General features: G+C 59.0%; 21 protein-coding genes and 1 tRNA gene. 12 read left to right on the top strand and 10 right to left on the bottom strand.

The window, feature by feature from the left end; all coding sequences use genetic code 11:
* Positions 1-86: 86 nt before the first annotated feature.
* A complete protein-coding gene (locus tag JZX89_RS03235; RefSeq protein ID WP_174372539.1) occupies positions 87-1109 on the bottom strand; it encodes an amino acid ABC transporter substrate-binding protein in 1023 nt (340 codons plus the stop codon).
* A 375-nt stretch (positions 1110-1484) separates the two neighbouring features.
* On the opposite strand from JZX89_RS03235, the gene JZX89_RS03230 reads away from it, so the two are divergent.
* Positions 1485-2672, top strand: coding sequence for a cystathionine beta-lyase (locus JZX89_RS03230; protein WP_207133046.1), 1188 nt, complete (start codon positions 1485-1487; stop codon positions 2670-2672).
* On the opposite strand, the gene JZX89_RS03225 is transcribed toward JZX89_RS03230, so the two are convergent.
* Both JZX89_RS03225 and JZX89_RS03220 read right to left on the bottom strand, forming a co-directional pair.
* Complete coding sequence (locus JZX89_RS03225; protein ID WP_207133045.1) at positions 2673-3854, bottom strand: FAD-dependent monooxygenase; 1182 nt, start codon at positions 3852-3854, stop codon at positions 2673-2675.
* A 28-nt stretch (positions 3855-3882) separates the two neighbouring features.
* Entirely contained in the window at positions 3883-4128 is a 246-nt protein-coding gene (locus tag JZX89_RS03220) for a zinc-finger domain-containing protein (protein ID WP_045016369.1), read from the bottom strand.
* A 170-nt stretch (positions 4129-4298) separates the two neighbouring features.
* On the opposite strand from JZX89_RS03220, the gene JZX89_RS03215 reads away from it, so the two are divergent.
* The 3 genes from JZX89_RS03215 (at position 4299) to JZX89_RS03205 (ending at position 6424) form a co-directional block, all read left to right on the top strand.
* A complete protein-coding gene (locus tag JZX89_RS03215; protein ID WP_207133044.1) occupies positions 4299-5075 on the top strand; it encodes an alpha/beta fold hydrolase in 777 nt (258 codons plus the stop codon).
* A 200-nt stretch (positions 5076-5275) separates the two neighbouring features.
* Complete coding sequence (gene cysE, locus JZX89_RS03210) at positions 5276-6100, top strand: serine O-acetyltransferase (protein WP_153513760.1); 825 nt, start codon at positions 5276-5278, stop codon at positions 6098-6100.
* Positions 6101-6220: 120 nt separating this feature from the next.
* Positions 6221-6424, top strand: a complete 204-nt coding sequence (locus JZX89_RS03205) for a DUF3126 family protein (protein ID WP_003502851.1) — start codon at positions 6221-6223, stop codon at positions 6422-6424.
* A 70-nt stretch (positions 6425-6494) separates the two neighbouring features.
* Here JZX89_RS03205 and JZX89_RS03200 read toward each other — a convergent pair whose 3' ends face one another.
* Complete coding sequence (locus JZX89_RS03200; RefSeq protein WP_207133043.1) at positions 6495-7868, bottom strand: cytochrome P450; 1374 nt, start codon at positions 7866-7868, stop codon at positions 6495-6497.
* Positions 7869-7979: 111 nt separating this feature from the next.
* Between JZX89_RS03200 and JZX89_RS03195 the strand changes: the two genes are divergently transcribed.
* Positions 7980-8639: a TetR/AcrR family transcriptional regulator gene (locus JZX89_RS03195; RefSeq protein WP_207133042.1), complete on the top strand. Its 660-nt coding sequence runs from the start codon at positions 7980-7982 to the stop codon at positions 8637-8639.
* A gap of 93 nt (positions 8640-8732) precedes the next feature.
* Here the strand turns inward: JZX89_RS03195 and fdhA are convergent, their stop codons facing one another.
* Positions 8733-9923 carry a formaldehyde dehydrogenase, glutathione-independent gene (gene fdhA / locus JZX89_RS03190; protein WP_153513757.1) on the bottom strand — a complete coding sequence of 397 codons (1191 nt, stop codon included), beginning with the start codon at positions 9921-9923 and terminating at the stop codon, positions 8733-8735.
* A 165-nt stretch (positions 9924-10088) separates the two neighbouring features.
* Positions 10089-10961, bottom strand: coding sequence for an ATP-binding protein (locus tag JZX89_RS03185; protein WP_153513756.1), 873 nt, complete (start codon positions 10959-10961; stop codon positions 10089-10091).
* A 207-nt stretch (positions 10962-11168) separates the two neighbouring features.
* Between JZX89_RS03185 and yajC the strand changes: the two genes are divergently transcribed.
* The 5 genes from yajC (at position 11169) to JZX89_RS03160 (ending at position 16012) form a co-directional block, all read left to right on the top strand.
* A complete protein-coding gene (gene yajC / locus JZX89_RS03180) occupies positions 11169-11516 on the top strand; it encodes a preprotein translocase subunit YajC (RefSeq protein WP_149897560.1) in 348 nt (115 codons plus the stop codon).
* An 83-nt stretch (positions 11517-11599) separates the two neighbouring features.
* Positions 11600-14164 (top strand): protein translocase subunit SecDF, encoded by a 2565-nt coding sequence (gene secDF, locus JZX89_RS03175; RefSeq protein ID WP_149897561.1) that lies wholly within the window; start codon positions 11600-11602, stop codon positions 14162-14164.
* Entirely contained in the window at positions 14164-14556 is a 393-nt protein-coding gene (locus JZX89_RS03170; RefSeq protein ID WP_207133041.1) for an Mth938-like domain-containing protein, read from the top strand. The genes secDF and JZX89_RS03170 overlap by 1 nt, the downstream gene beginning before the upstream one ends.
* A 22-nt stretch (positions 14557-14578) precedes the next feature.
* A complete protein-coding gene (locus JZX89_RS03165; protein ID WP_153513754.1) occupies positions 14579-15424 on the top strand; it encodes a phytoene/squalene synthase family protein in 846 nt (281 codons plus the stop codon).
* A gap of 129 nt (positions 15425-15553) precedes the next feature.
* Positions 15554-16012: a hypothetical protein gene (locus tag JZX89_RS03160; RefSeq protein ID WP_153513753.1), complete on the top strand. Its 459-nt coding sequence runs from the start codon at positions 15554-15556 to the stop codon at positions 16010-16012.
* A gap of 19 nt (positions 16013-16031) precedes the next feature.
* Here the strand turns inward: JZX89_RS03160 and JZX89_RS03155 are convergent, their stop codons facing one another.
* From JZX89_RS03155 to lipB, 3 genes are all read right to left on the bottom strand, one after another.
* Positions 16032-16967 carry a DMT family transporter gene (locus tag JZX89_RS03155; RefSeq protein WP_207133040.1) on the bottom strand — a complete coding sequence of 312 codons (936 nt, stop codon included), beginning with the start codon at positions 16965-16967 and terminating at the stop codon, positions 16032-16034.
* A gap of 71 nt (positions 16968-17038) precedes the next feature.
* On the bottom strand, positions 17039-18106 hold the full coding sequence (locus JZX89_RS03150; protein WP_207133039.1) for an NAD(P)-dependent alcohol dehydrogenase: 1068 nt from the start codon (positions 18104-18106) through the stop codon (positions 17039-17041).
* Positions 18107-18172: 66 nt separating this feature from the next.
* Positions 18173-18904, bottom strand: a complete 732-nt coding sequence (gene lipB, locus JZX89_RS03145; RefSeq protein ID WP_174372550.1) for a lipoyl(octanoyl) transferase LipB — start codon at positions 18902-18904, stop codon at positions 18173-18175.
* Between the two features lie 189 nt (positions 18905-19093).
* On the opposite strand from lipB, the gene JZX89_RS03140 reads away from it, so the two are divergent.
* Positions 19094-19178: transfer RNA gene (locus JZX89_RS03140), tRNA-Leu, on the top strand.
* Positions 19179-19377: 199 nt separating this feature from the next.
* Here JZX89_RS03140 and JZX89_RS03135 read toward each other — a convergent pair.
* Positions 19378-19539: a hypothetical protein gene (locus tag JZX89_RS03135; protein ID WP_149897567.1), complete on the bottom strand. Its 162-nt coding sequence runs from the start codon at positions 19537-19539 to the stop codon at positions 19378-19380.
* A gap of 196 nt (positions 19540-19735) precedes the next feature.
* Here JZX89_RS03135 and JZX89_RS03130 point away from each other — a divergent pair, with 196 nt between their 5' ends.
* A complete protein-coding gene (locus JZX89_RS03130) occupies positions 19736-20161 on the top strand; it encodes a PAS domain-containing protein (protein WP_207133038.1) in 426 nt (141 codons plus the stop codon).
* Position 20162 lies beyond the last annotated feature (1 nt).

Genomic DNA, 20162 nt, shown 5'->3' with positions numbered 1-20162 from the left:
CTCTTTGCGAGCTTATTTATATAATTTTAAATGGAGGCCGGGCGTTGCCCAGCCTCCTGTCATGATCTAGCCGATGATGGGGCCGATCAACGGACCGGCGGTGCGTATTGCAGGCCGCCCTTGGTCCACAGCGCGTTCTGGCCACGCTCGATCTTCAGCGGCGAACCGGCGCCGACGTTGCGGTCGAAGACTTCGCCGTAGTTACCCACCAGCTTGACGATGTTGTAAGCCCAGTCGTTGGTGACGCCGAGATCGGTACCGATCTTGGTGCCTTCCTCGGTGCCAAGCAGACGCTTGATGTCCGGGTTGGCGCTGGTCTTCTGCTCATCGACGTTCTTGGAAGTGATGCCAAGTTCCTCGGCATTGACCATGGCGTAGTGAACCCAGGTCACGATGTCGAACCACTGGTCGTCGCCCTGACGAACGGCCGGTCCAAGAGGCTCCTTGGAGATGACTTCCGGCAGAACAATGTTGTCTTCCGGGTTCTTCAGCTTGAGGCGGATGGCATAAAGACCGGACTGGTCGGTGGTGTAGACGTCGCAACGGCCCGAATCATAGGCGGATGTCGCGTCGGCTTCCTTTTCGAAGACGACCGGGTTGTATTGCAGATTGTTGGTCTTGAAATAGTCGGCGAGATTGAGCTCGGTGGTGGTGCCGGTCTGAACGCAGACGGCGGCGCCGGAAAGCTCAAGCGCGGACTTCACGTTGAGGCCCTTCTTGGCGATGAAGCCCTGACCGTCATAATAGTTGACGGTACGGAAGTTGAAGCCGAGCGATGTGTCGCGGCTGATCGTCCAGGTGGTGTTACGGGTCAGAACGTCGACTTCGCCGGACTGGAGAGCCGGAAAGCGGTCCTTGCTCGAAAGAGCAACAAACTTCGCCTTCGACGGATCACCGAAAACCGCTGTGGCAATACCACGGCAATAGTCCACGTCGATACCGGACCATTCGCCCTTGTCGTCGGGATTGGAAAATCCCGGAATGCCGGCACTTACGCCGCAGGTGACGAAACCTTTCGACTTCACATCCTGAAGCGTCGCAGCCGAAGCGACCGAGGCTCCTCCCAAAACTGCTGCGCCGATAGCGGCTGACAGAATTGCCTTTTTCATTTTTCCCAACCTTTGTTTGTTATCGTCGATGGAAGAGGACCGGCATGTTTGTTTTACCCCAGCTCCCCCTTCAGCAAGACCTTTTCGATCCGCTTTTTCTATCACAATCGCAATTGGCAGCGGGGTCAAGACATGCCGGCGATAATTGTGCCTATAAAACGGAATTTTCGAAATTTTGGTCGGGAAGTGTGCAAAGGGTGAAAATATAAGCATATTTTTGCGAAAATTTGCACTTGCACGATTTTTGTATACTTCTTGTATTCTGCTTTGCGATGGATCAATCGAGCCATTCGGCGAGACTTTCCGGGGGTTGACCTTGCCTTCTGCTCTCAGCATTGTCGCACGCGTCAATATTCCTTCGAAAGCTGATCTGAAATGACCAAGACAAATGACCTGCTTTCCGCCGCAGGTGTGAATACGCGCCTGACCCATGGCGGCAACGATCCCGCGGACTGTTTCGGTTTCGTCAATCCACCCATCGTGCGCGGCTCGACCGTGCTTTTCCCCGACGCGGAAACGCTTTCGACCGAGAATCAGAAATATACCTATGGCACCCACGGCACGCCGACGACGGATGCGCTGTGCAATCTCGTCAACGAGCTGGAAGGTTCGTTCGGAACTATCCTCGTGCCGTCGGGCCTTGCGGCGATCACCGTGCCGTTCCTTGCCTATCTCGGGGCGGGCGATCATGCGCTTGTCGTCGATTCCGTCTATTTCCCTACACGCCGCTTCTGCAACACGATGCTGAAGAAGCTCGGTGTGGAGATCGAATATTACGATCCGGCGATCGGGACGGGCATCGAGGCGTTGATCCGGCCGAATACCAAGCTGGTGCATCTGGAAGCGCCGGGCTCCAATACGTTTGAGATTCAGGACGTCCGGCTGATCACGGAGATCGCCCACGGGCATGACTGTGTGGTCACGATGGACAATACCTGGGCGACGCCGCTCTATTTCAAGCCGCTCGATTTCGGCGTCGATATTTCCATTCACGCCGCCACAAAATATCCCTCGGGGCATTCCGATGTTTTGATGGGCTTCGTCTCGGCCAATGAAAAACACTGGAAGGCGCTTTATCAGGCCAACACCAATCTCGGCATCTGCGTCACCTCTGATGACGCCTATCAGATCCTGCGCGGCATGCGCACCATGGGCGTCAGGCTGGAACACCACCAGAAAAGCGCGCTCGATATCGCTGGGTGGCTGGAGAGCCGTGACGACGTGGTGCGTGTTCTGCATCCGGCCTTGCCGAGCTTTGCCGGGCACGAACTCTGGAAGCGCGATTTCAAGGGCGCGAGCGGCGTCTTCTCCTTCGTCTTGAAGGCGGAAGAGGGCAAATACAAGCAGGTGGCGGCAGCGTTTCTCGATGCGCTGACCTTCTTCGGGCTTGGCTATTCCTGGGGCGGATACGAATCGCTTGCGGTTTCGGTATCGCTCATCGACAGGACCGTCGCCAAGGGGCCGTCGGGAGGTCCGGTCATCCGGCTTCAGATCGGGCTTGAAGATATAACCGATCTGAAGAAGGACCTGGAGGTCGGCTTCGCAGCCGCGGCTGAGGTTTAATCAGCCCTTTGCGTGATAGCCGTAGAGCCAGTCGAAGTCGCTCATGAAGGCTTCCGTGGGACGTGTGGAAAATACGAAGTCTCTGGCAATACGGACCGGGCCTTTCGCATGATAGGCAAAACGATTGAGAGAGGCCCGCTTGCGGGCCTTTTCTATGCGCGGCAGGCGCAGAGCCTCAAAGGCGGCAAGGGCTTGGGGCACGGGCAGGGAGGCTCCGCCGCCGCTGCCTGCCATTGTTCCCGCAAGTTCAAATGCATCCTCAATTGCCATGGCCGCCCCTTGTGCCGCGAACGGCATCATCGCGTGCGCCGCGTCTCCGATCAGCACGGTATCGCGGCCATTGTGCCAGCGTCCGGGGCCGGCCTGATAAAGCGGCCAGAAGGTGGGGTTCTCAGCCTTTTCCAGCAGCCGCAGCAGTTCCGGGCTCCAGCCGCGAAACTGTTCGAGCAGCATGGCTTTCTGCTGCCCGCTCGATTCGGCCCGCCATGTCGCGCCGGGATCGGCACCAAGCGCGATGGCGACGATATTGAAACCGCCGACTTCCTTCAGCGGATAGGCGACGATATGGCCGCCTGAACCGAGATAGGCGGTGACGGCGCTTTTGTTGATGGCGGAAGGCACATCGTTTTCAGCCACGGTGAAACGCCAGGCGATATTGCCGGAAAAGGTGGCTGTCGGCGCGGAAGGCACGGCAAAGCGGGCCGCCGACCAGACGCCGTCGGCACCAATGATCAGGTCGTGATCGCGGAACGTGGTTGCGGCGATGACATCGACTGTCGCGTTTTCGATGCGCTTGCCGAGATGCAGGCGGCAGAGCGGATTATCCTTTACCGCGTTCAGAAGTGCGCTTTGCAGCGTCGAGCGATGCAGCACGCCATAAGGTGCGCCCCAGCGCGTGCGGGCCACCGAGCCCATCGGCAGCGACAATAACGTGGCCAGCGATTTACCAGAGGCGAGATCGACGCTGACCGGTTCGGTCCAGCGCGCCTCGATCTCGGGCAACACGCCGAGTTCGGCGAGAATGCGGGCGGCGTTGGGGGAGAGCTGCAGGCCGGCACCGACTTCCGTCAGCTCGCCTGCCTGCTCGATGATGTCACAATCGATACCGTGCCGGGCAAAAGAAAGGGCAGCGGTGAGACCGGCGATGCCGGCACCGACAATGGCTACGGATTTTATGGGCATATCGCGCCCCGATCAGCAAAAGTGGAGGTCAGGCGGCCTTCACGTGGAAGACGCAGCCCGGAGGATTGGTCTGCTCGGCCTTCAGCGACGGATTGTAACGGAAAAGGGTGGAGCAGTAGGAACAGACCTTCTCGTTGTCGTCGCCCATATCGATGAAGATATGCGGGTGGTCGAAAGGCACGGAAGCGCCGGTGCACATGAATTCCTTGACGCCGATCTCGATTACGCTGTGTCCGCCATCGTTTTGGAAGTGGGGAATGGAATGCCCGGCCATGTTCGTCTCCAAATGCAATATCGTTATCGAGCCGCAATCCGTCGTCGCGCAGCGGCTCTTCGTTGCGGATATGTAGCCTCAAACGCATTGCATCTCCATAAAAATCGTCAGGAAAACATGTTCAATCTTGTGCTTTCCTGCCATATGGTCCGGCAAAAAGGATGTCCTTGATGAATCTCAACGTGCCGCAATTTTCCGATTTTTCCCATGACGGCCTGCGCCTCGCCTATTTCGACGAGGGCGATCCGGCGGGCGATCCGGTTTTGCTGATCCACGGCTTTGCCTCCAGTGCCAATGTCAACTGGGTGCATCCCGGCTGGCTGAAGACGCTGGGCGATGCGGGTTACCGGGTGATCGCCATCGACAATCGCGGCCATGGTGCGAGCGACAAGCCGCATGATTCTGACGCCTATTATCCGCCGGTCATGGCTGGTGACGCGGTGGCGCTGCTCAATCATCTCGGCATCGCGGAAGCACATGTGGTGGGATATTCCATGGGTGCCCGCATTTCCGCCTTTCTGGCTATGGCTCATCCCGAGCGTGTGCGCTCGTTGGTTTTCGGCGGGCTCGGCATCGGCATGGTTGAAGGTGTGGGCGACTGGGATCCGATCGCCGAGGCGCTTCTTGCACCTTCGCTGGATGTGGTTACCCATGAGCGCGGCCGCATGTTCCGGGCCTTTGCCGACCAGACAAAAAGCGACCGGCTGGCGCTTGCCGCCTGTATCGAGACCTCACGGGTTCTCGTGACCCGCGAACAGGCGGCAAAGATCGATGCGCCGACACTGATTGCGGTCGGAACGAATGACGATATCGCCGGATCCGGCGCAGAACTTGCCGCGATCATGCCGCATGCGCGGGCGATCGACATTCCCGGCCGCGACCATATGCTGGCGGTTGGCGACCGGGTGTTCAAGGCAGCGGTGCTGGAATTTTACCGCAGCCTTTGATCTGGAGCATTTCCAGGAAAAGTGAGCCGGGTTTTCCGTCCGGGAATGCGGCAACGCTCAGGACGGCCAAGAAACGGTTTTTCATGCTGCATGAAGAAAAACTGAAGCCTTGCCGCCTTTAAAGTCGTCATTCGAATCCCATTTCTAATGCGCGTCTTTTTCTGTATAAAGAACGACCACTGCAAACGAGGAGACCATTCATGGTCGCACGTACCGAGGCCCGTCAGCCCGAACAGCTGGCGATCGTCGATCCGATCTGGGGCAGCCTGCTGCATGAAGCGCGTAGCGCCGCAGCTCAGGACCCGCTGCTTTCCGCTTTTCTTTATTCGACGATCCTCAATCACCGATCTCTCGAAGAATGTGTGATCTATCGTATCTGCGAACTCCTCGATCATCCCGATATGCAGGCCGTGCTTCTGCGCCAGACCTTTCAGGACATGCTGGATGACTGGCCGGAATGGGGCAGTGTGCTGCGTGTCGATATCCAGGCCGTTTATGATCGCGATCCGGCCTGCACGCGCTTCATGGAGCCGCTCCTCTATTTCAAGGGCTTCCATGCCATCCAGACCCATCGTCTTGCGCATTGGCTGCTTGCGAAGGGCCGCAGGGATTTTGCGTTTTACCTGCAAAGCCGCTCATCGAGCATTTTCCAGACTGATATCAATCCGGCCGCGCGCATCGGCAGGGGTATCTTCCTCGACCATGCCACCGGGCTGGTGGTTGGTGAGACCGCCGTCATCGGTGACAATGTTTCCATCCTGCATGGGGTGACGCTCGGCGGCACCGGCAAGGAGGGGGCGGATCGCCATCCGAAGATCGGCAATGGCGTGATGATCGGGGCGGGCGCCAAGATTCTTGGCAATATCGAGATTGGCAGTTGCTCGCGCATCGCCGCGGGTTCGGTGGTGTTGAAACCGGTTCCGCCGAAGACCACCGTGGCCGGCGTGCCGGCGCGCGTGGTAGGAGAAGCAGGGTGTTCGGAACCCTCGCGTCTGATGGACCAGGTTATCGGGGCCGATATCTGACAGGTCGTGAATATTGCGCTCGTCCGTGTGGAAGACACGGATGATGCGCCGCTTTCACTTTACTTTGGCCTTTGTCCCATGCCAAAAGCGGCCCAACCCGAACCGCACAGGAGAATACTGGTGAAAGCCGACGAAATCAAAAAACTCGACGCCTATTTCAAGCGCACCTTCAACGAGAAGATGATTGTCAAGGCGCGTCCGCGCAAAGACGATTCCGCCGAAGTGTATCTTGGCGAAGAGTTTCTCGGCGTCGTCTACATCGATGACGAAGACGGCGACCGCTCGTACAACTTCTCCATGGCGATCCTCGACGTCGATCTGTGATCGTCACCTTCAGGTGACATATTTCAACAACAATAGTCGCCCGCGGTGTTCACGCCGCGGGCGATTTGTTTTAGCGCTGCGTGATCTTCATCATCAGCCGGTCCTGCGGCCGCAATGTCACCCGCATCAGCGGCTCCGCCGCAGTAGCGGACCTGTTCTCGAGATGAGCGGTCTGCAGAAGAACCGCAAGGATCGCCACGGCCTCCATCATGGCAAACGCATTGCCGATGCAGACGCGTGGGCCGGCGCCGAAGGGCATATAGGCATAACGGTGGCGCGCCTTGACCTTGTCGGGTTCGAAACGTGACGGATCGAAGCGTTCGGGTTCATCCCACAATGCGGTGTGTCGGTGCACGGCATAGATTGGCACATAAAGAACCGTTCCGGCTGCAATGTCGTGCTCTCCGAGCCTGAAATCCTGCAGCGCGGTGCGCGTGATGACCGGGGCAGGCGGGTAGAGCCGCATCGCTTCCGAAAACACCTGTCTCGTATAGGTGAGATTGGCGATATGTTCGGCCGCGACAGGCTCTCCGCCGGTGACGGCCTCGATTTCCTCGACAACTTTTCTTTCCGTTTCCGGGTTCTGCGACAGAAGGTGGAAGGTCCAGGCAAGACCGAGCGCCGTCGTTTCATGGCCGGCGGTTATGAAGGTCAAAAGATTGTCGATGATTTCCTCATCGCTCATCATGCGTCCGGTTTCAGGGTCTTTGGCTTCCAGCAGCATGGAGACAAGATCGGTTCCGTCGCTGGGGTTTTGCCGCCGGCCGGCGATTACCGTTGCGAGGCTGGCGCGCAGATAACCGACGGCGGCGCGGGATTTGCGTCGGCCGGGATGGGGCAGCCATTCCGGTGCGCCCAGCATGGCGAGCGCGAAGGTCCAGCCTGTCGGCTTCAGATAATCGGTAATGCTCTGTTCGACACGCGCAATGTCGATGCCATATCCACCGGACATCATGGTTTCGACGATAATGTCGAAGGTGGTGCGCATCATTTCATGGCCGATATCGATGTCGCCAATTGAAGGGGAGTGCCAGCGCGCTTGCGTGCGCCGCGCCGTCTCGATCATGACAGGCAGCAATTCCAGCAGCTTTTCATGCCGAAAGGCGGCGGCCACGGATTGCCTTTGCCATTTCCAGTGGTCACCATCGGCGGTCAGAAGACCCTGTCCGAGCGCGGGGCCGAGCACCCGGCGCACATCTTCACCCTTGCCAAGCACATGAGCGTTCTTCACCAGAGCCTCGTGGATCAGTACGGGATCGGCGAGGTGCACGCGCATCGTGCCGCCAAGCCGGGTGAAAACCGCCGGTTCGCTGAAAATATCCGGTGGTAAAGCCTTTAATGGATTGCGGACAAGCGAGATTGCAAGACGCGCCGTGGCGAGTTTTGACAGGGGCTCTGCCCCGGTCTCATCCATGGGCGGGGTGTGAAGGCCAGTTCCGATCATCGACAGCTCCTTATTCACGTTTGAACAACGGGATTTTGCTGTTAAGGTGCATACCTTATTTTAGGTATTTAAGGTACATGCCTTAGGTTTCAATGGCGGGGCAAGATTTTGATGAAGAGCAATGAGGCAGAGCCACCACGCAGAGCGCGCACGCGGGACAGAATTCTGGATACCGCCCTTGAGCTGTTCAACAGGGGCGGGCCTGATCGCGTAACGACGGCCGAGATCGCCCTTGCGGTCGATATTAACGAGGGCAATCTTTATTATCATTTTCGCACCAAGGAATCGCTGGTTCTCGCGCTGTTTGCGCGGTTCGAAGCCGATGCGATGATGCTGGTCGCAACTGTTGACGGGGTAGACGAGGGGGCGGCGGCCACCTATGCCGGTTTTCTTCGGCAATGGTTCTCGCTGGTGTGGAACTACCGCTTTCTGTTTCGCGATCTGGTCGGCCTGATCGCACTTGCACCGTCACTGGTGGAACCGGTCAGAACCATAAGTGCCGCCATGCGGCTGGCGGTTGGCGACATTGTCGGCCGCATGCAGAATGCGGGTTTGGTGACTATTCCAGAGAGCGAGCGCGACGCGGTTCTGACGAATCTGTGGATCGTCTCGACCTATTGGGCGGCCTATCTCAATCTGCAGGAAGGCGTCAGCGAATTCGGGCAGCAGCAGCTGGATTGGGGGCTGCAGCAGGTCTCCAGCCTGTTCAGGCCTTATCTTTCGGCTGAGGCGGTGGCCGAGCTTGAAGCGCTTGCCGAGAGCGAAGCGTAATATCTCCGGCCGGAGACATGCTTGGTCATGCAAAAACGCCCGCGACGGGATGCGTTGCGGGCGTTCTATCATTCTTGCCTGTTGATCGAGGCGTCAGGCCGCTTTCAACAGATCGCCGTGCGGGTCGAGCACGAACTTGGTTGCCGCGCCCTGATCGAAGCTTTCATAGCCCTGCACGGCATCGTCGAGTGCGATGATCTTGGCATTGACGATGTCGGCGATGGGCAGGCGGTCATGCAGGATCGCCTGCATGAGCTGACGGTTATATTTCAGCACTGGCGTCTGGCCGGTGTGGAAGGACTGCGCCTTGGCCCAACCGAGGCCGAAACGCAGGGACAGGGCGCCCTGTTTCGCCGCATTGTCAACCGCGCCGGGATCTTCGGTGACGTATAGACCGGGGATGCCGATAGAGCCGGCGGCGCGGGTGATTTCCATCATCTGGTTGAGAACGATGGCCGGCTGTTCGCCGCCGGAATGGCCGCGTGCTTCGAAACCGACGGCGTCGATGGCGCTGTCGACTTCGTTGGTGCCGACGATCTCGGCAATCATGTCGCCCAGCCGGTCACCCTTGGACAGATCGACGGGCTCGAAACCGACGCGTGCCGCGTGAGCGAGACGCTCCTTGTTGAAATCGCCGACCATGACGACGGCGGCGCCGAGAATGCGGGCTGAGGCGGCAGCGGCAAGACCGACCGGGCCGGCGCCTGCGACATAAACCGTGGAGCCGACACCGACGCCAGCCTTGACCGCGCCGTGGAAACCGGTCGGCAGGATGTCAGACAGCATGGTGAGGTCGCGGATTTTCGACATCGCCCTGTCGCGATCGGGGAATTTCAGAAGGTTGAAGTCGGCATAGGGGATGGTGACATAACGGGCCTGTCCGCCGATCCACCCGCCCATATCGACGTAACCGTAAGCGCCGCCGGCGCGTGAAGGGTTCACCGTCAGGCAGACGCCGGTATCCTGCGACTTGCAGCAGCGGCAGCGGCCGCAGGCGACGTTGAAGGGCACCGAGACGATGTCGCCGATTTCCAGCATCTCGACATCGACGCCTTTTTCGATGACTTCGCCGGTGATTTCATGGCCAAGGACGAGGCCCGGCATCGCCGTCGTGCGGCCGCGCACCATATGCTGGTCGGAGCCGCAGATATTCGTCGAAATCACTTTCAGAATCACGCCGTGCTCGATACGGCGGCCATCCGGCGCCTCGAGCTTCGGGTCATCGATGTCGCGGACCTCGACCTGTCCGGGCTTCAGGTAAACGACGCCTCTGTTCCTGCTCATATCCATCTCCTCCTCGGGTTGAACACAAACACCCGCCCGCTCCTCCGCGGACAGGGTGAATCCATAGATGTGCAGCAAACCATTTGGCGGGCGATGTGGCGGTCGGGAATACGACAACGCCTATAGCCGCAACGACACCGGCTCTCTCCGGAAGTCACTGTGGCGTTATCGGTCGATGGATTTTCTCAAACGCCCGGCCGCGTCCTGAATATATTGCCACGCGACGCGGCCCGAGCGGCCGCCGCGGGTGGTCGCCCATTCAAGCGCCTCGCGATGCAGGGTTTCTCGGTCCAGCCCCAGATCGAAGTGTTCGGCATAGCTGTCGATCATCGTCAGATAGTCTTCCTGACCGCATTTGTGGAAGCCGAGCCACAGGCCGAAGCGATCGGACAGAGAGACCTTTTCTTCGACCGCTTCCGACGGGTTGATGGCGGTCGATTGCTCGTTTTCCATCATGTGGCGCGGCAGAAGGTGGCGGCGGTTGGAAGTGGCGTAGAAGAGGACATTGTCCGGCCGCCCCTCAATGCCGCCGTCGAGCGCCGCCTTCAGCGACTTGTAGGCCGTGTCGTCGTGATCGAAGGAGAGATCGTCGCAGAACAGGATGACGCGCTGGTCCGAGATTTTCAGAATGTCGAGCAAAGCGGGCAGGGTGTGGATATCCTCGCGATGCACCTCGACCAGCTTCAGGGGAACACCGCTTGCGGTGCGCACATCTTCGTGAACCGCCTTGACCAGCGAGGATTTGCCCATGCCGCGCGCACCCCATAGCAGCACGTTGTTGGCGGGAAAACCCTCGGCGAAACGCAGGGTGTTTTCATGCAGGATATCACGCACATGATCGACGCCGCGAATGAGCTTCAGCGCGATGCGGTTGGGGCGGGGGACCGGTTGCAGAAAGGAATTGACTGGCGTCCACACGAAACAATCGGCCGCATTCCAGTCATTTATGGCAGGCGCCGGGCCGGCCAATCGTTCCACGGCGACGTTCAGTCGACGCAGTTCAGCAAGAAGCAGGGTGGCCGTCTCTTCTCGAATCATGGGGTTTCTTCCGCTTATGTAATGTTCAAAACAATGTTTTCGACCCGGCCTAGCATGGCGTTTCCGCACCATAAAGGTTAAGAGGTCCGGAATCGGTACGGCGAGGGCCCTGCATCTGTTGCAATCCCGGCGTTCCCCACTATATTCCGGCGGCTTGAAAGCTGGGGCGGCATACGAGGTCGTGCTGTAATCGTTGAGGAGTTTTATATGTTCATTAGTCAAGCTTTTGCCCAAGACGCGACAGGCGCTGCATCGGGTTTCGGTTCCGGCCTGGAAATGCTGTTCCTGTTTGCGCCGCTTATGGTGGTCTGGTACTTTTTCCTCATCCGCCCGCAGCGCGCGCAGATGAAGAAGCGCCAGGAAACGCTGACCAGCATTCGCCGTGGCGATCAGGTCGTTCTCGGTGGCGGCATCGTCGGCAAGGTGGTCAAGGTCATCGATGACAATGAACTCGAAGTCGAAATCGCCGAAGGCGTGAAAATCCGTGCTGCTCGTGCCTACATCGCCGAAGTGCGCGTGAAGGGCGAAGTGGTCAAGACGGAAGCTGCTTCCTGATCCTGCCGGACAACCGGACGCCTGATTGCGAATTTTGACGGGTTGCGCTGTCCGCGCGACCCCCAACCCTGACCGAGATCGAAATGCTTCATTTTTCCCGTTGGAAAACAGTCTTCATCTGGCTGCTTGTGCTGGCAAGCGTCTTCATCGCCTCTCCCAACCTGTTTTCGGAAAAACAGCTGGAGAGCATGCCTGCCTGGTACAAGGACAACAAGGTAACGCTCGGTCTCGACCTTCAGGGCGGCTCGCACATCATGCTCAAGATCGAGCGTTCCGACATTGTCAAGGAACGGCTTGAGACGATCGTTGGCGATGTGCGCACACAGCTTCGCGACGCCAATATCAAATATTCGGGGCTGACCGGTAACGGCCAGCAGATTCAGGTTCGCATCAGCGACCCGGCCCAGCTGGAAGCCGCCAAGACGGCGCTTCGCGACCTGACGCAGCCGGTATCCGCCGGAACGCTGGTCGGCGGTTCCATCACCGAAGTGACGATGAGCGACGGCGGCGACAATCTGCTGCGGCTCAACCTCACGGATGAAGGCGTCGATTACCGCCTGTCTTCGGCCGTGGCGCAGTCCATCGAAGTCGTGCGTCGCCGCGTCGACGAAGTGGGCACCACCGAGCCGCTCATCCAGCGTCAGGGTTCCGACCGCATCATCGTGCAGGTGCCGGGTCTTCAGGATCCGCAGCGCCTGAAATCGCTTCTCAACCAGACGGCAAAGCTGTCCTTCCGCATGGTCGACACGACAATGCCGGTGCAGGAAGCCATGAACGGCCGTCCGCCCGCGACATCAGAAGTTCTTTATTCGCAGGACGATCCGCCGGTTCCTTATCTGGTGGAACGTCGCGCCCTCGTTTCCGGCGATAACCTCGTGGATTCGCAGGCCAGCTTCAACCAGCAGACCAACGAGCCGGTCGTCACCTTCCGCTTCGACAGCCGCGGCGCGCAGCGCTTTGCGCAGGCGACGCAGCAGAATGTCGGCAAGCCTTTCGCCATCGTGCTCGACAACCAGGTGATTTCCGCGCCTGTCATCCGCGAGCCGATCATCGGCGGTTCGGGGCAGATTTCCGGTAATTTCTCGGTACAGGGTGCAAACGATCTCGCGGTTCTGCTGCGTGCGGGTGCTCTGCCGGCGACGCTGACCGTGGTTGAAGAACGCACCGTCGGCCCGAGCCTTGGTAACGACTCCATCACCGCCGGCCTGACGGCAAGCGCCATCGGCGCTGTCGGCGTCCTCATCTTCATGTTCGTTTTCTACGGCTTCTTCGGCCTGCTGGCGAACATCGCGCTCATCGTCAACATCGTCATGCTGCTGGCGGTCCTCAGTGTGATCGGATCGACGCTGACCTTGCCCGGTATCGCCGGTATCGTCTTGACGATCGGCATGGCGGTGGATTCCAACGTTCTGATCTACGAGCGCATACGCGAAGAGGTGAAAAGTGGAAAACCGCTGATCCAGGCACTGGATAACGGTTTCACGCGCGCCTTTGCGACAATCGTCGACGCCAACCTGACGACGCTGATCGTGGCGAGCGTGCTGTTCTACATGGGCACCGGTCCGGTCAAGGGCTTTGCCGTCACGCTTGCGGTCGGCATCATCACCACCGTCTTCACGGCCTACACGCTGACGGCGTGGATGTTCGGTTATTGGGTGCGCCGCAGCCGTCCGAAGCATCTGCCGAAGGGTGTCCGCACCGCCATGTTCGATGGCCGCGACATTCCCTTCATGCGTTACCGTCGCGTCGTGTTCATGATCACCGGCGCGGTCATGCTCGCCTGCATCGGCGGCTTCGTCGGCAAGGGCCTGAACCTCGGCATCGATTTCCAGGGCGGCTCGGTCATCGAAGTGCGCGCCAAGCAGGGCGAGGCGGACCTTAGCGATATTCGCGAGCGTCTGAATCAGCTCAATCTCGGTGAAATCCAGGCGCAGAACTTCGGCACGCCGCAGGATGTTCTGATCCGCATTCAGGCGCAGGACGGCGGCGAAAATGCCGAGCAGTCGGCTATCACCCTGGTGCGCGGCGAGCTTGAGGACAAATACGACTTCCGCCGCGTCGAAGTCGTCGGTCCTGCGGTCTCGGGCGATCTGACCTTCACCTCCACGATTGGCATCCTGCTCGCCATGACGGGGATCATGATCTACATCTGGTTCCGCTTCGAGTGGCAGTTTGCGCTGGGCGCGGTCATCTCGATGGTGCATGACGTGGTCTTTACCATCGGCCTTTTCGTCTTCCTGGGGATAGAGTTCAACCTCACCAGTATCGCGGCCATCCTGACGATTATCGGTTATTCGCTGAACGATACCGTGGTTATCTACGACCGTATCCGCGAAAACCTCAGGCGATATAAAAAGATGCCGTTGTCGATGGTCATCGACGTGTCGCTGAACCAGACGTTGTCGCGTACCATCCTCACCGGTCTGACCGTGCTTCTGGCACTGCTGGCGCTCTATCTCTTCGGTGGCGAGGTTATCAGGTCCTTCACCTTCGCCATGCTGTTCGGTGTCGGTATCGGCGTGTTCTCCTCGCTCTATATCGCGGCACCGGTGCTGATCGCCTTCAAGCTGCGTCCCGACAACAAGGACGCGGAAGACGAGAAGGATGAAAAGCCCGGCAACGCCATTGGCGGCAAGCCTGCCGTCTGATGGTCGGCGGGATAGAAATACGCCCGGCCCATTTTCCCGGCCGGGCGCCCATCGATGCCTATGGCAATGGCGGTTTCCGTTTTGCCGACATGTCGCATCGCGGCTCGCTGCTGCTTTTGCCTTCGGGCATTCACGGATGGAGCCCCGTCGATTTTAAAGGACTGACGATCGGACATTTCGATCATGTTCTGTCGCAGGCGCAGGATATCGAGGTGCTTCTGATCGGCACCGGTGATGACATGCGTGTTTTGCCGAAGGAGTTGCGCGCGGCCTTCAAGGAAGCGGGTATTTCGGTCGATCCGATGAGCACGGGTGCTGCCGTGCGCACTTATAATATCATGCTTTCGGAATCGCGCGCCGTGGCTGCGGCGCTGATTGCCGTCGAAGGCTGACAGGACGTTTCGGGCGGGAACCATGGCACCCACAGAAAATCTCGACGTCTGCCTTGCGACGCTGCGCGACACCGATCGCGACCGCTATCTCGCCTGTCTTCTGTCGCCTGCCGATAAACGCAATTCTCTGGCGGCGCTTTACGCTTTTAATGCCGAAATCGCCCGTATCCGCGATTCCGTGCGCGAGGCGCTGCCCGGCGAAGTGCGCATGCAATGGTGGCGCGATCTGCTTGAGGGCAATGCACATGGCGATAGTCTGTCCCATCCCGTTGCTGCCGCTCTTTTGACCGCTATCGAGCAATACCGCCTGCCGCGCCCGGTGCTGGCCAATATGATCGAGGCGCGCATTTTCGATCTCTATGACGATCTGTTCGAGGATCGCAATGCGCTTGAAGGTTATGCCGGGGAAACCGCCTCGGCCCTGATCCAGCTGGCGAGCCTCGTGCTTTCGACGGAGGACGCCCCTGCGAGCGCGGAAGCGGCTGGACATGCGGGTGTGGCGCAGGCCATGGCCGGCATTCTGCTCCTGATGCCGCTGCATCGCCGCCGCGGGCAGGTCTATATTCCCGCTGACATGCTCTCGGCCGCCGGGCTGGATCGCGAGACCTTTCTCGAAGGCGACGACAGGCAACGTATCGGCATCGCCATCGAGCTGTTTGCCGCCCATGCGCTCGATCATCTTGAAAGGGCAAGACGCGCGAAGGTTCCCAGGGCCGTCTTTGCGGCCTATCTGCCTGTTGCCCTGTCCGGGCCGGTCATCCTTGCCGCCAGAAAGGCCGGGGTTGGCGTGTTCGAGGGCGAGTTGCAGCTGTCGCAGCTTCGCCGGCAGTGGGCGCTTGCAAAGGCGTCGTTCCTGAAGCGCTTCTGATTTTCCGTTCACGCCTTGTCTTCCGACAAGCCAAACTTCACACAAGCCTCGATCTCTATGAACCTGAAGCGGGTTCGCGTCGTTTCGATTCGCGAGTCGTGATGTTTCGGTGCTGAGGGAGCGTCCCCGATGAATATGGCGATCTGGATTATCGTCTTCGTGCTGCTTGCGGTCTTTGCCGTTTATGCCTGGCGCATGACGCGGGCAACGGATGAGGATAACAGCCATGATGTGGGGCAGGCGATCATGGATTTCGCCCGTGCCTTTCCCAACGAGGCAATCCGAAGCCTGCATATGACAGTTGACGGCGGGGCGGCCTTCGTGCGGCTGCACGACAACAAGGCCGGCTTCATGCGCAACATGGGCTCCCATTATGTTTGCGTGATGATCGACCCCGAGCGGATCAGGGTCGAAAGTCTGGAAAGCGGCGATGGTTTTGTCGTCACCTTTTTTGACATGCCGAAATATAGCGGCTCATACCGCTTCAAATCCGCCGGTGAAGCGGCTGAGGTTTCCCTCTGGCTGCTTGGCAGCCTTGTGGAGGCGCAGGACCATCACGATGAAGGACCGCTGCCCTCGGGCACCTGACGCGCGCCGCTTTTGACCGTCATTGCCCGTCAAGCGGCGGGGTGGCGTGGGCCTGCCTGCTTTCTCGCCAGATGATGAACAGGCCGGACGCAACGATGATGAGGATGCCGAGCCATTTCGACGGCGTCGGAAAATCCGAAAACAGCGCATAACCGAGAATGGTTGCCGAGATGATCTCGAAATACTGGAACGGCGCCAGAAGCGACAACGGCGCAAGCCTGAAAGCCCTGACGATCAGCAGGTGCATGTAGCCGGATATCGACCCCAGCAGGATGAGCAGGACAAGCGCGAAGCCGGATTGCGGGAACGACATCGTGAAATCCTTATCGCCCAGCGCATCGCCGGCCAGAAGCACTGCACCCATGAATATCGTGCCGGCAATGCCGGACATGGTCTGCATCACGAGCGGACTGTCGGCATCGCCGATGGCGCGGTTGAGGAACAGGTAAAGCGTATAAAGAAAAGCGCAGGCGACGGGCAGCAGCGATGTCCAGCCGAAGATTTCAAAACTCGGCTGAATGACGATCAGCGCGCCGCCGAAACCGACGACGATCGCCGTCCAGCGCTTCCAGCCGACTTTGTCACCGAGGAAGAGGGCCGACATCATCGTCAGCATGAACGGCTCGACGAAATAGATCGCAAAGACATCGGCAAGCGGCATGTATTTGACGGCGGCGAAGAACATCAGGCTGGCGGAGGCGTGCAGCACACCGCGCAGGCAGTTCATCCACGGCCGCTTGGCGCTGAACAGCGCTTTCGGTGAGACCAGAATGAGCAGGGGCAGGGTGCACAGCACCTGAAAAAAGAACCGGTAAAAGGTCACCTGCGCGGGCGACATGCCGCCGCTGACCGCCATATATTTGGCGATGGCGTCCATGATCGGCAGCACGAACATGCAACCCGCCATGATGATCATACCCTTGGCGACGTCGTTGAAACCGGTCTGGCTGGTCATGGGCAGGCTGCGCTTTCGACCCGAAGGTCCAATGAGGAAAGGGGCGTCGTAAGATCGCCCCTTCCTAAAAGTCAGGCGGCTTGTCGGCGCGGCAGGCTCTTCATATCAATGACGAAACGATAACGCACATCGCTTTTTATCATGCGTTCATAAGCGTCATTGATCTGATCGATATCGATCATCTCGATTTCGGCGGCGATGCCCTTTTCGGCGCAGAAATTGAGCATTTCCTGCGTTTCAGGAATGCCGCCGATCATCGAGCCGGCAAAGGTCTTGCGGCCGGGGATGAGGCTGAAGGCGTGAACGGAGAGCGGCTTTTCCGGCGCGCCGACCTGTACCAGGGCGCCATCGCGTTTCAGCAGAGCGAGATAGGAATCGATGTCGTGGTCGGCGGCGACCGCGTCGATGATGAGATCGAGGCTGGAAGCGGCTTTCTTCATCTGGTCAGCGTCGCGCGAAACGATAACCTCGTGTGCGCCGAGTTTCTTAGCGTCTGCCGCCTTTCCGGGAGAGGTGGTGATCATCACCACTGTCGCGCCCATGGCATTGGCGATTTTGACGGCCATATGGCCAAGGCCACCGAGACCGACGACGCCGACGCGCTTGCCGGGGCCGGCATTCCAGTGGCGCAGCGGGGAATACGTGGTTATGCCGGCGCAGAGCAGGGGTGCTGCGGCGGCCGGATCGAGCCCTTCGGGAATATTGAGCACGTAGCGGTCATCCACCACCACATGGGCGGAATAACCACCCAGGGTATGCGCGCCGCCGCCCATGGCCTTGTCAGGCGAATTATAGGTGCCGGTCATGCCGTTTTCGCAATATTGCTGCAGCCCTTCGGCGCAGCTTGCGCATTCGCGGCAGCTATCGACGATACAGCCAACGCCGACACGGTCGCCTGTCTTGAACTTCGTGACGTCTGAACCCACCCGTCCGACGCGGCCGATGATTTCATGGCCGGGAACGCAAGGGTAAAGAGACCCCGGCCATTCGCTGCGGGCCGTGTGGATATCCGAGTGGCAGACGCCACAGAATTCAATCTCGATTTCGACATCGTGCGGACCGGGATCGCGACGTTTGATCGTCGCGAGCTTCATCGGCGAAGAACCGTCATCGCAGGCATAGGCGGACGTTGTGAACATGGTCGTTCCTCCTCTTGTGGTGATCGATGCTGCAAACGCCGGCCGGAGGCAAAGGTTGCGGTGAGATCAGCCGCCGGATCCGGCCTCGGGCACTGCCGGGCCGAAAACCTCCTCGAAGGCTTCGCGCAGCAGAACGTCGACATCGCCGATCATAACCGGCAATCCCAGATCGACAAGGCTGGTGACGCCATAGGCGCTGATACCGCAGGGAACGATGCCGGAGAAATGCCCGAGGTCGGGGTCGACGTTGATCGACAGCCCGTGGAAGCTCACCCATTTGCGCAAGCGGATGCCGAGTGCGGCGATCTTGTCCTCAGCCATGCCGCCACCCGGCAGCAACGGTTTTTCAGGCCGCCTGACCCAGACGCCGACCCGATCCTCGCGCCGCTCGCCGCGGACATTCATCTTGTCGAGCGTGCGGATGATCACGTCTTCCAGCGCCGCCACATAGGCGCGGACATCCTGTCGGCGTCGTTTCAGGTCGAGCATGACGTAAACGACCCGCTGTCCCGGACCATGATAGGTATATTCGCCGCCGCGACCAGTGGCGAAGACAGGAAAACGATCCGGCTCGATGAGATCGGCGGCATCGGCGCTGGTGCCGGCGGTGTAGAGCGGCGGATGCTCCAGAAGCCAGACGAGTTCGTCGGCCTCGCCGCTGGCAATGGCCGCAACTTCGCGCTCCATTTCCTCGATCGCCTGTCCGTAAGGGACGAGACCTTCCGAGATTCGCCAGCGAACGGGCGGCGAACCGGCGAGAGGGAACATATTTGTCTCGATATCCGTGCGTGTGAGCATGAAAAAGTCCTTTCCACAGCCTTCTCGCAAAATGGCGACAAGGCGGCAACCCCAGCATTTCCGGGCTTCCTGCATATAGGGTGGGTCGGGGCGATTTTTAATTTCAAAAAACTGTCACGACGCTCTTGTGCACCGAAAATCCTTTTGCTACATGCACCCCCGTCGGCGCAAGTTGACATCTACCACGATGCGGTCGTGGCGGAATTGGTAGACGCGCAGCGTTGAGGTCGCTGTGGGGCAACCCGTGGAAGTTCGAGTCTTCTCGACCGCACCAAAGAAACCCGCTTCGGCGGGTTTTTTCTTTTTTAGCCAATTGGTTAGCTTCACGTCCCTGTTCAACAGGAAGGTCCGTCGGCACACATTGCGGGCACCCCGGTCGCGTAAGATTTTTTTACCCCGTCACCACAGTGCTATAATTTGGAGGCGGCAAAACATCGAATTGCCGCCGTCCGGATCAATTGAATGGGACGGTCTCAGCGCCGGTTTCGCTGTCCGTCACCGACACGGTAGGGGTCGCCATCCATGACCTGATCCATCCGCCACTCATTTCCACGATATGGGCTGTGCCACGTCTGGCAACCGGTAAGAACGACGGTCACCGTCAGCAGTCCAAAAGTAAGAGCGGTCCGCAGCATATTCACCTCCTTCGAAATATCATCGCAAGGCTATTTAGGTGCAGGCGGGGGGCTTTGCGATGTCTCTTCAGAATTTATCGCTCCTTTGAGAACGATATCTGGATTCGATCGTTATAAATTTCGGTGGATATCGATACACGCTGCAGTAGCCAGGCGGTTACCCCTACAAAACGAGGGGTGGAATATGAGAGGTCTGGTGTTAGCTTTTGTCAGAAAAAAATGTCCGGGGGTTTTCGTGCTGGGAGACAAGACGGATTCGGACAATGTGCTCGGTTATTACATGTGGAGCATTGCCGATAACAGGCTGATCATGGATGCCGTGACTGCGGAATGCCACGGGTTTTCCGAACCGGTGGCGTCGCGTGGTGTGACGATCGAACAAGTTCTTGAAAAAATTGATGTGGAAATGCGCGATCGGGTGGCTCAGGCCATTTTCGACAGCATTACCACGGGTGCGTTCTTCGATCAGCGCTACAAGGTCAATTTGCCTGATGGTTCAGTGCGCTGGATCGTGGCGAAGGGAAGGGCGATTTTTGATGCCGACAATACGCCTTTTCTCGGTATTGGCAGCGTTCGGGATATTACGCTCAAGAAACCCTACCAGTTTGAGCCTCGCCAGTAGG

The sequence above is a fragment of the Agrobacterium burrii genome, assembly GCF_017313405.1.
In the GTDB taxonomy this organism is placed as follows: domain Bacteria; phylum Pseudomonadota; class Alphaproteobacteria; order Rhizobiales; family Rhizobiaceae; genus Agrobacterium; species Agrobacterium burrii.
This window is presented reverse-complemented; position numbering and strand designations above follow the sequence as displayed.

Excerpts from the sequence above, each read along its gene's own strand:
- JZX89_RS03235 (WP_174372539.1), bottom strand. The coding sequence starts at position 1,109 with ATGAAAAAGGCAATTCTGTCAGCCGCTATCGGCGCAGCAGTTTTGGGA.
- JZX89_RS03230 (WP_207133046.1), top strand. The coding sequence starts at position 1,485 with ATGACCAAGACAAATGACCTGCTTTCCGCCGCAGGTGTGAATACGCGC.
- JZX89_RS03225 (WP_207133045.1), bottom strand. The coding sequence starts at position 3,854 with ATGCCCATAAAATCCGTAGCCATTGTCGGTGCCGGCATCGCCGGTCTC.
- JZX89_RS03220 (WP_045016369.1), bottom strand. The coding sequence starts at position 4,128 with ATGGCCGGGCATTCCATTCCCCACTTCCAAAACGATGGCGGACACAGC.
- JZX89_RS03215 (WP_207133044.1), top strand. The coding sequence starts at position 4,299 with ATGAATCTCAACGTGCCGCAATTTTCCGATTTTTCCCATGACGGCCTG.
- cysE (WP_153513760.1), top strand. The coding sequence starts at position 5,276 with ATGGTCGCACGTACCGAGGCCCGTCAGCCCGAACAGCTGGCGATCGTC.
- JZX89_RS03200 (WP_207133043.1), bottom strand. The coding sequence starts at position 7,868 with ATGATCGGAACTGGCCTTCACACCCCGCCCATGGATGAGACCGGGGCA.
- JZX89_RS03195 (WP_207133042.1), top strand. The coding sequence starts at position 7,980 with ATGAAGAGCAATGAGGCAGAGCCACCACGCAGAGCGCGCACGCGGGAC.
- fdhA (WP_153513757.1), bottom strand. The coding sequence starts at position 9,923 with ATGAGCAGGAACAGAGGCGTCGTTTACCTGAAGCCCGGACAGGTCGAG.
- JZX89_RS03185 (WP_153513756.1), bottom strand. The coding sequence starts at position 10,961 with ATGATTCGAGAAGAGACGGCCACCCTGCTTCTTGCTGAACTGCGTCGA.
- yajC (WP_149897560.1), top strand. The coding sequence starts at position 11,169 with ATGTTCATTAGTCAAGCTTTTGCCCAAGACGCGACAGGCGCTGCATCG.
- secDF (WP_149897561.1), top strand. The coding sequence starts at position 11,600 with ATGCTTCATTTTTCCCGTTGGAAAACAGTCTTCATCTGGCTGCTTGTG.
- JZX89_RS03170 (WP_207133041.1), top strand. The coding sequence starts at position 14,164 with ATGGTCGGCGGGATAGAAATACGCCCGGCCCATTTTCCCGGCCGGGCG.
- JZX89_RS03165 (WP_153513754.1), top strand. The coding sequence starts at position 14,579 with ATGGCACCCACAGAAAATCTCGACGTCTGCCTTGCGACGCTGCGCGAC.
- JZX89_RS03160 (WP_153513753.1), top strand. The coding sequence starts at position 15,554 with ATGAATATGGCGATCTGGATTATCGTCTTCGTGCTGCTTGCGGTCTTT.
- JZX89_RS03155 (WP_207133040.1), bottom strand. The coding sequence starts at position 16,967 with ATGACCAGCCAGACCGGTTTCAACGACGTCGCCAAGGGTATGATCATC.
- JZX89_RS03150 (WP_207133039.1), bottom strand. The coding sequence starts at position 18,106 with ATGTTCACAACGTCCGCCTATGCCTGCGATGACGGTTCTTCGCCGATG.
- lipB (WP_174372550.1), bottom strand. The coding sequence starts at position 18,904 with ATGCTCACACGCACGGATATCGAGACAAATATGTTCCCTCTCGCCGGT.
- JZX89_RS03135 (WP_149897567.1), bottom strand. The coding sequence starts at position 19,539 with ATGCTGCGGACCGCTCTTACTTTTGGACTGCTGACGGTGACCGTCGTT.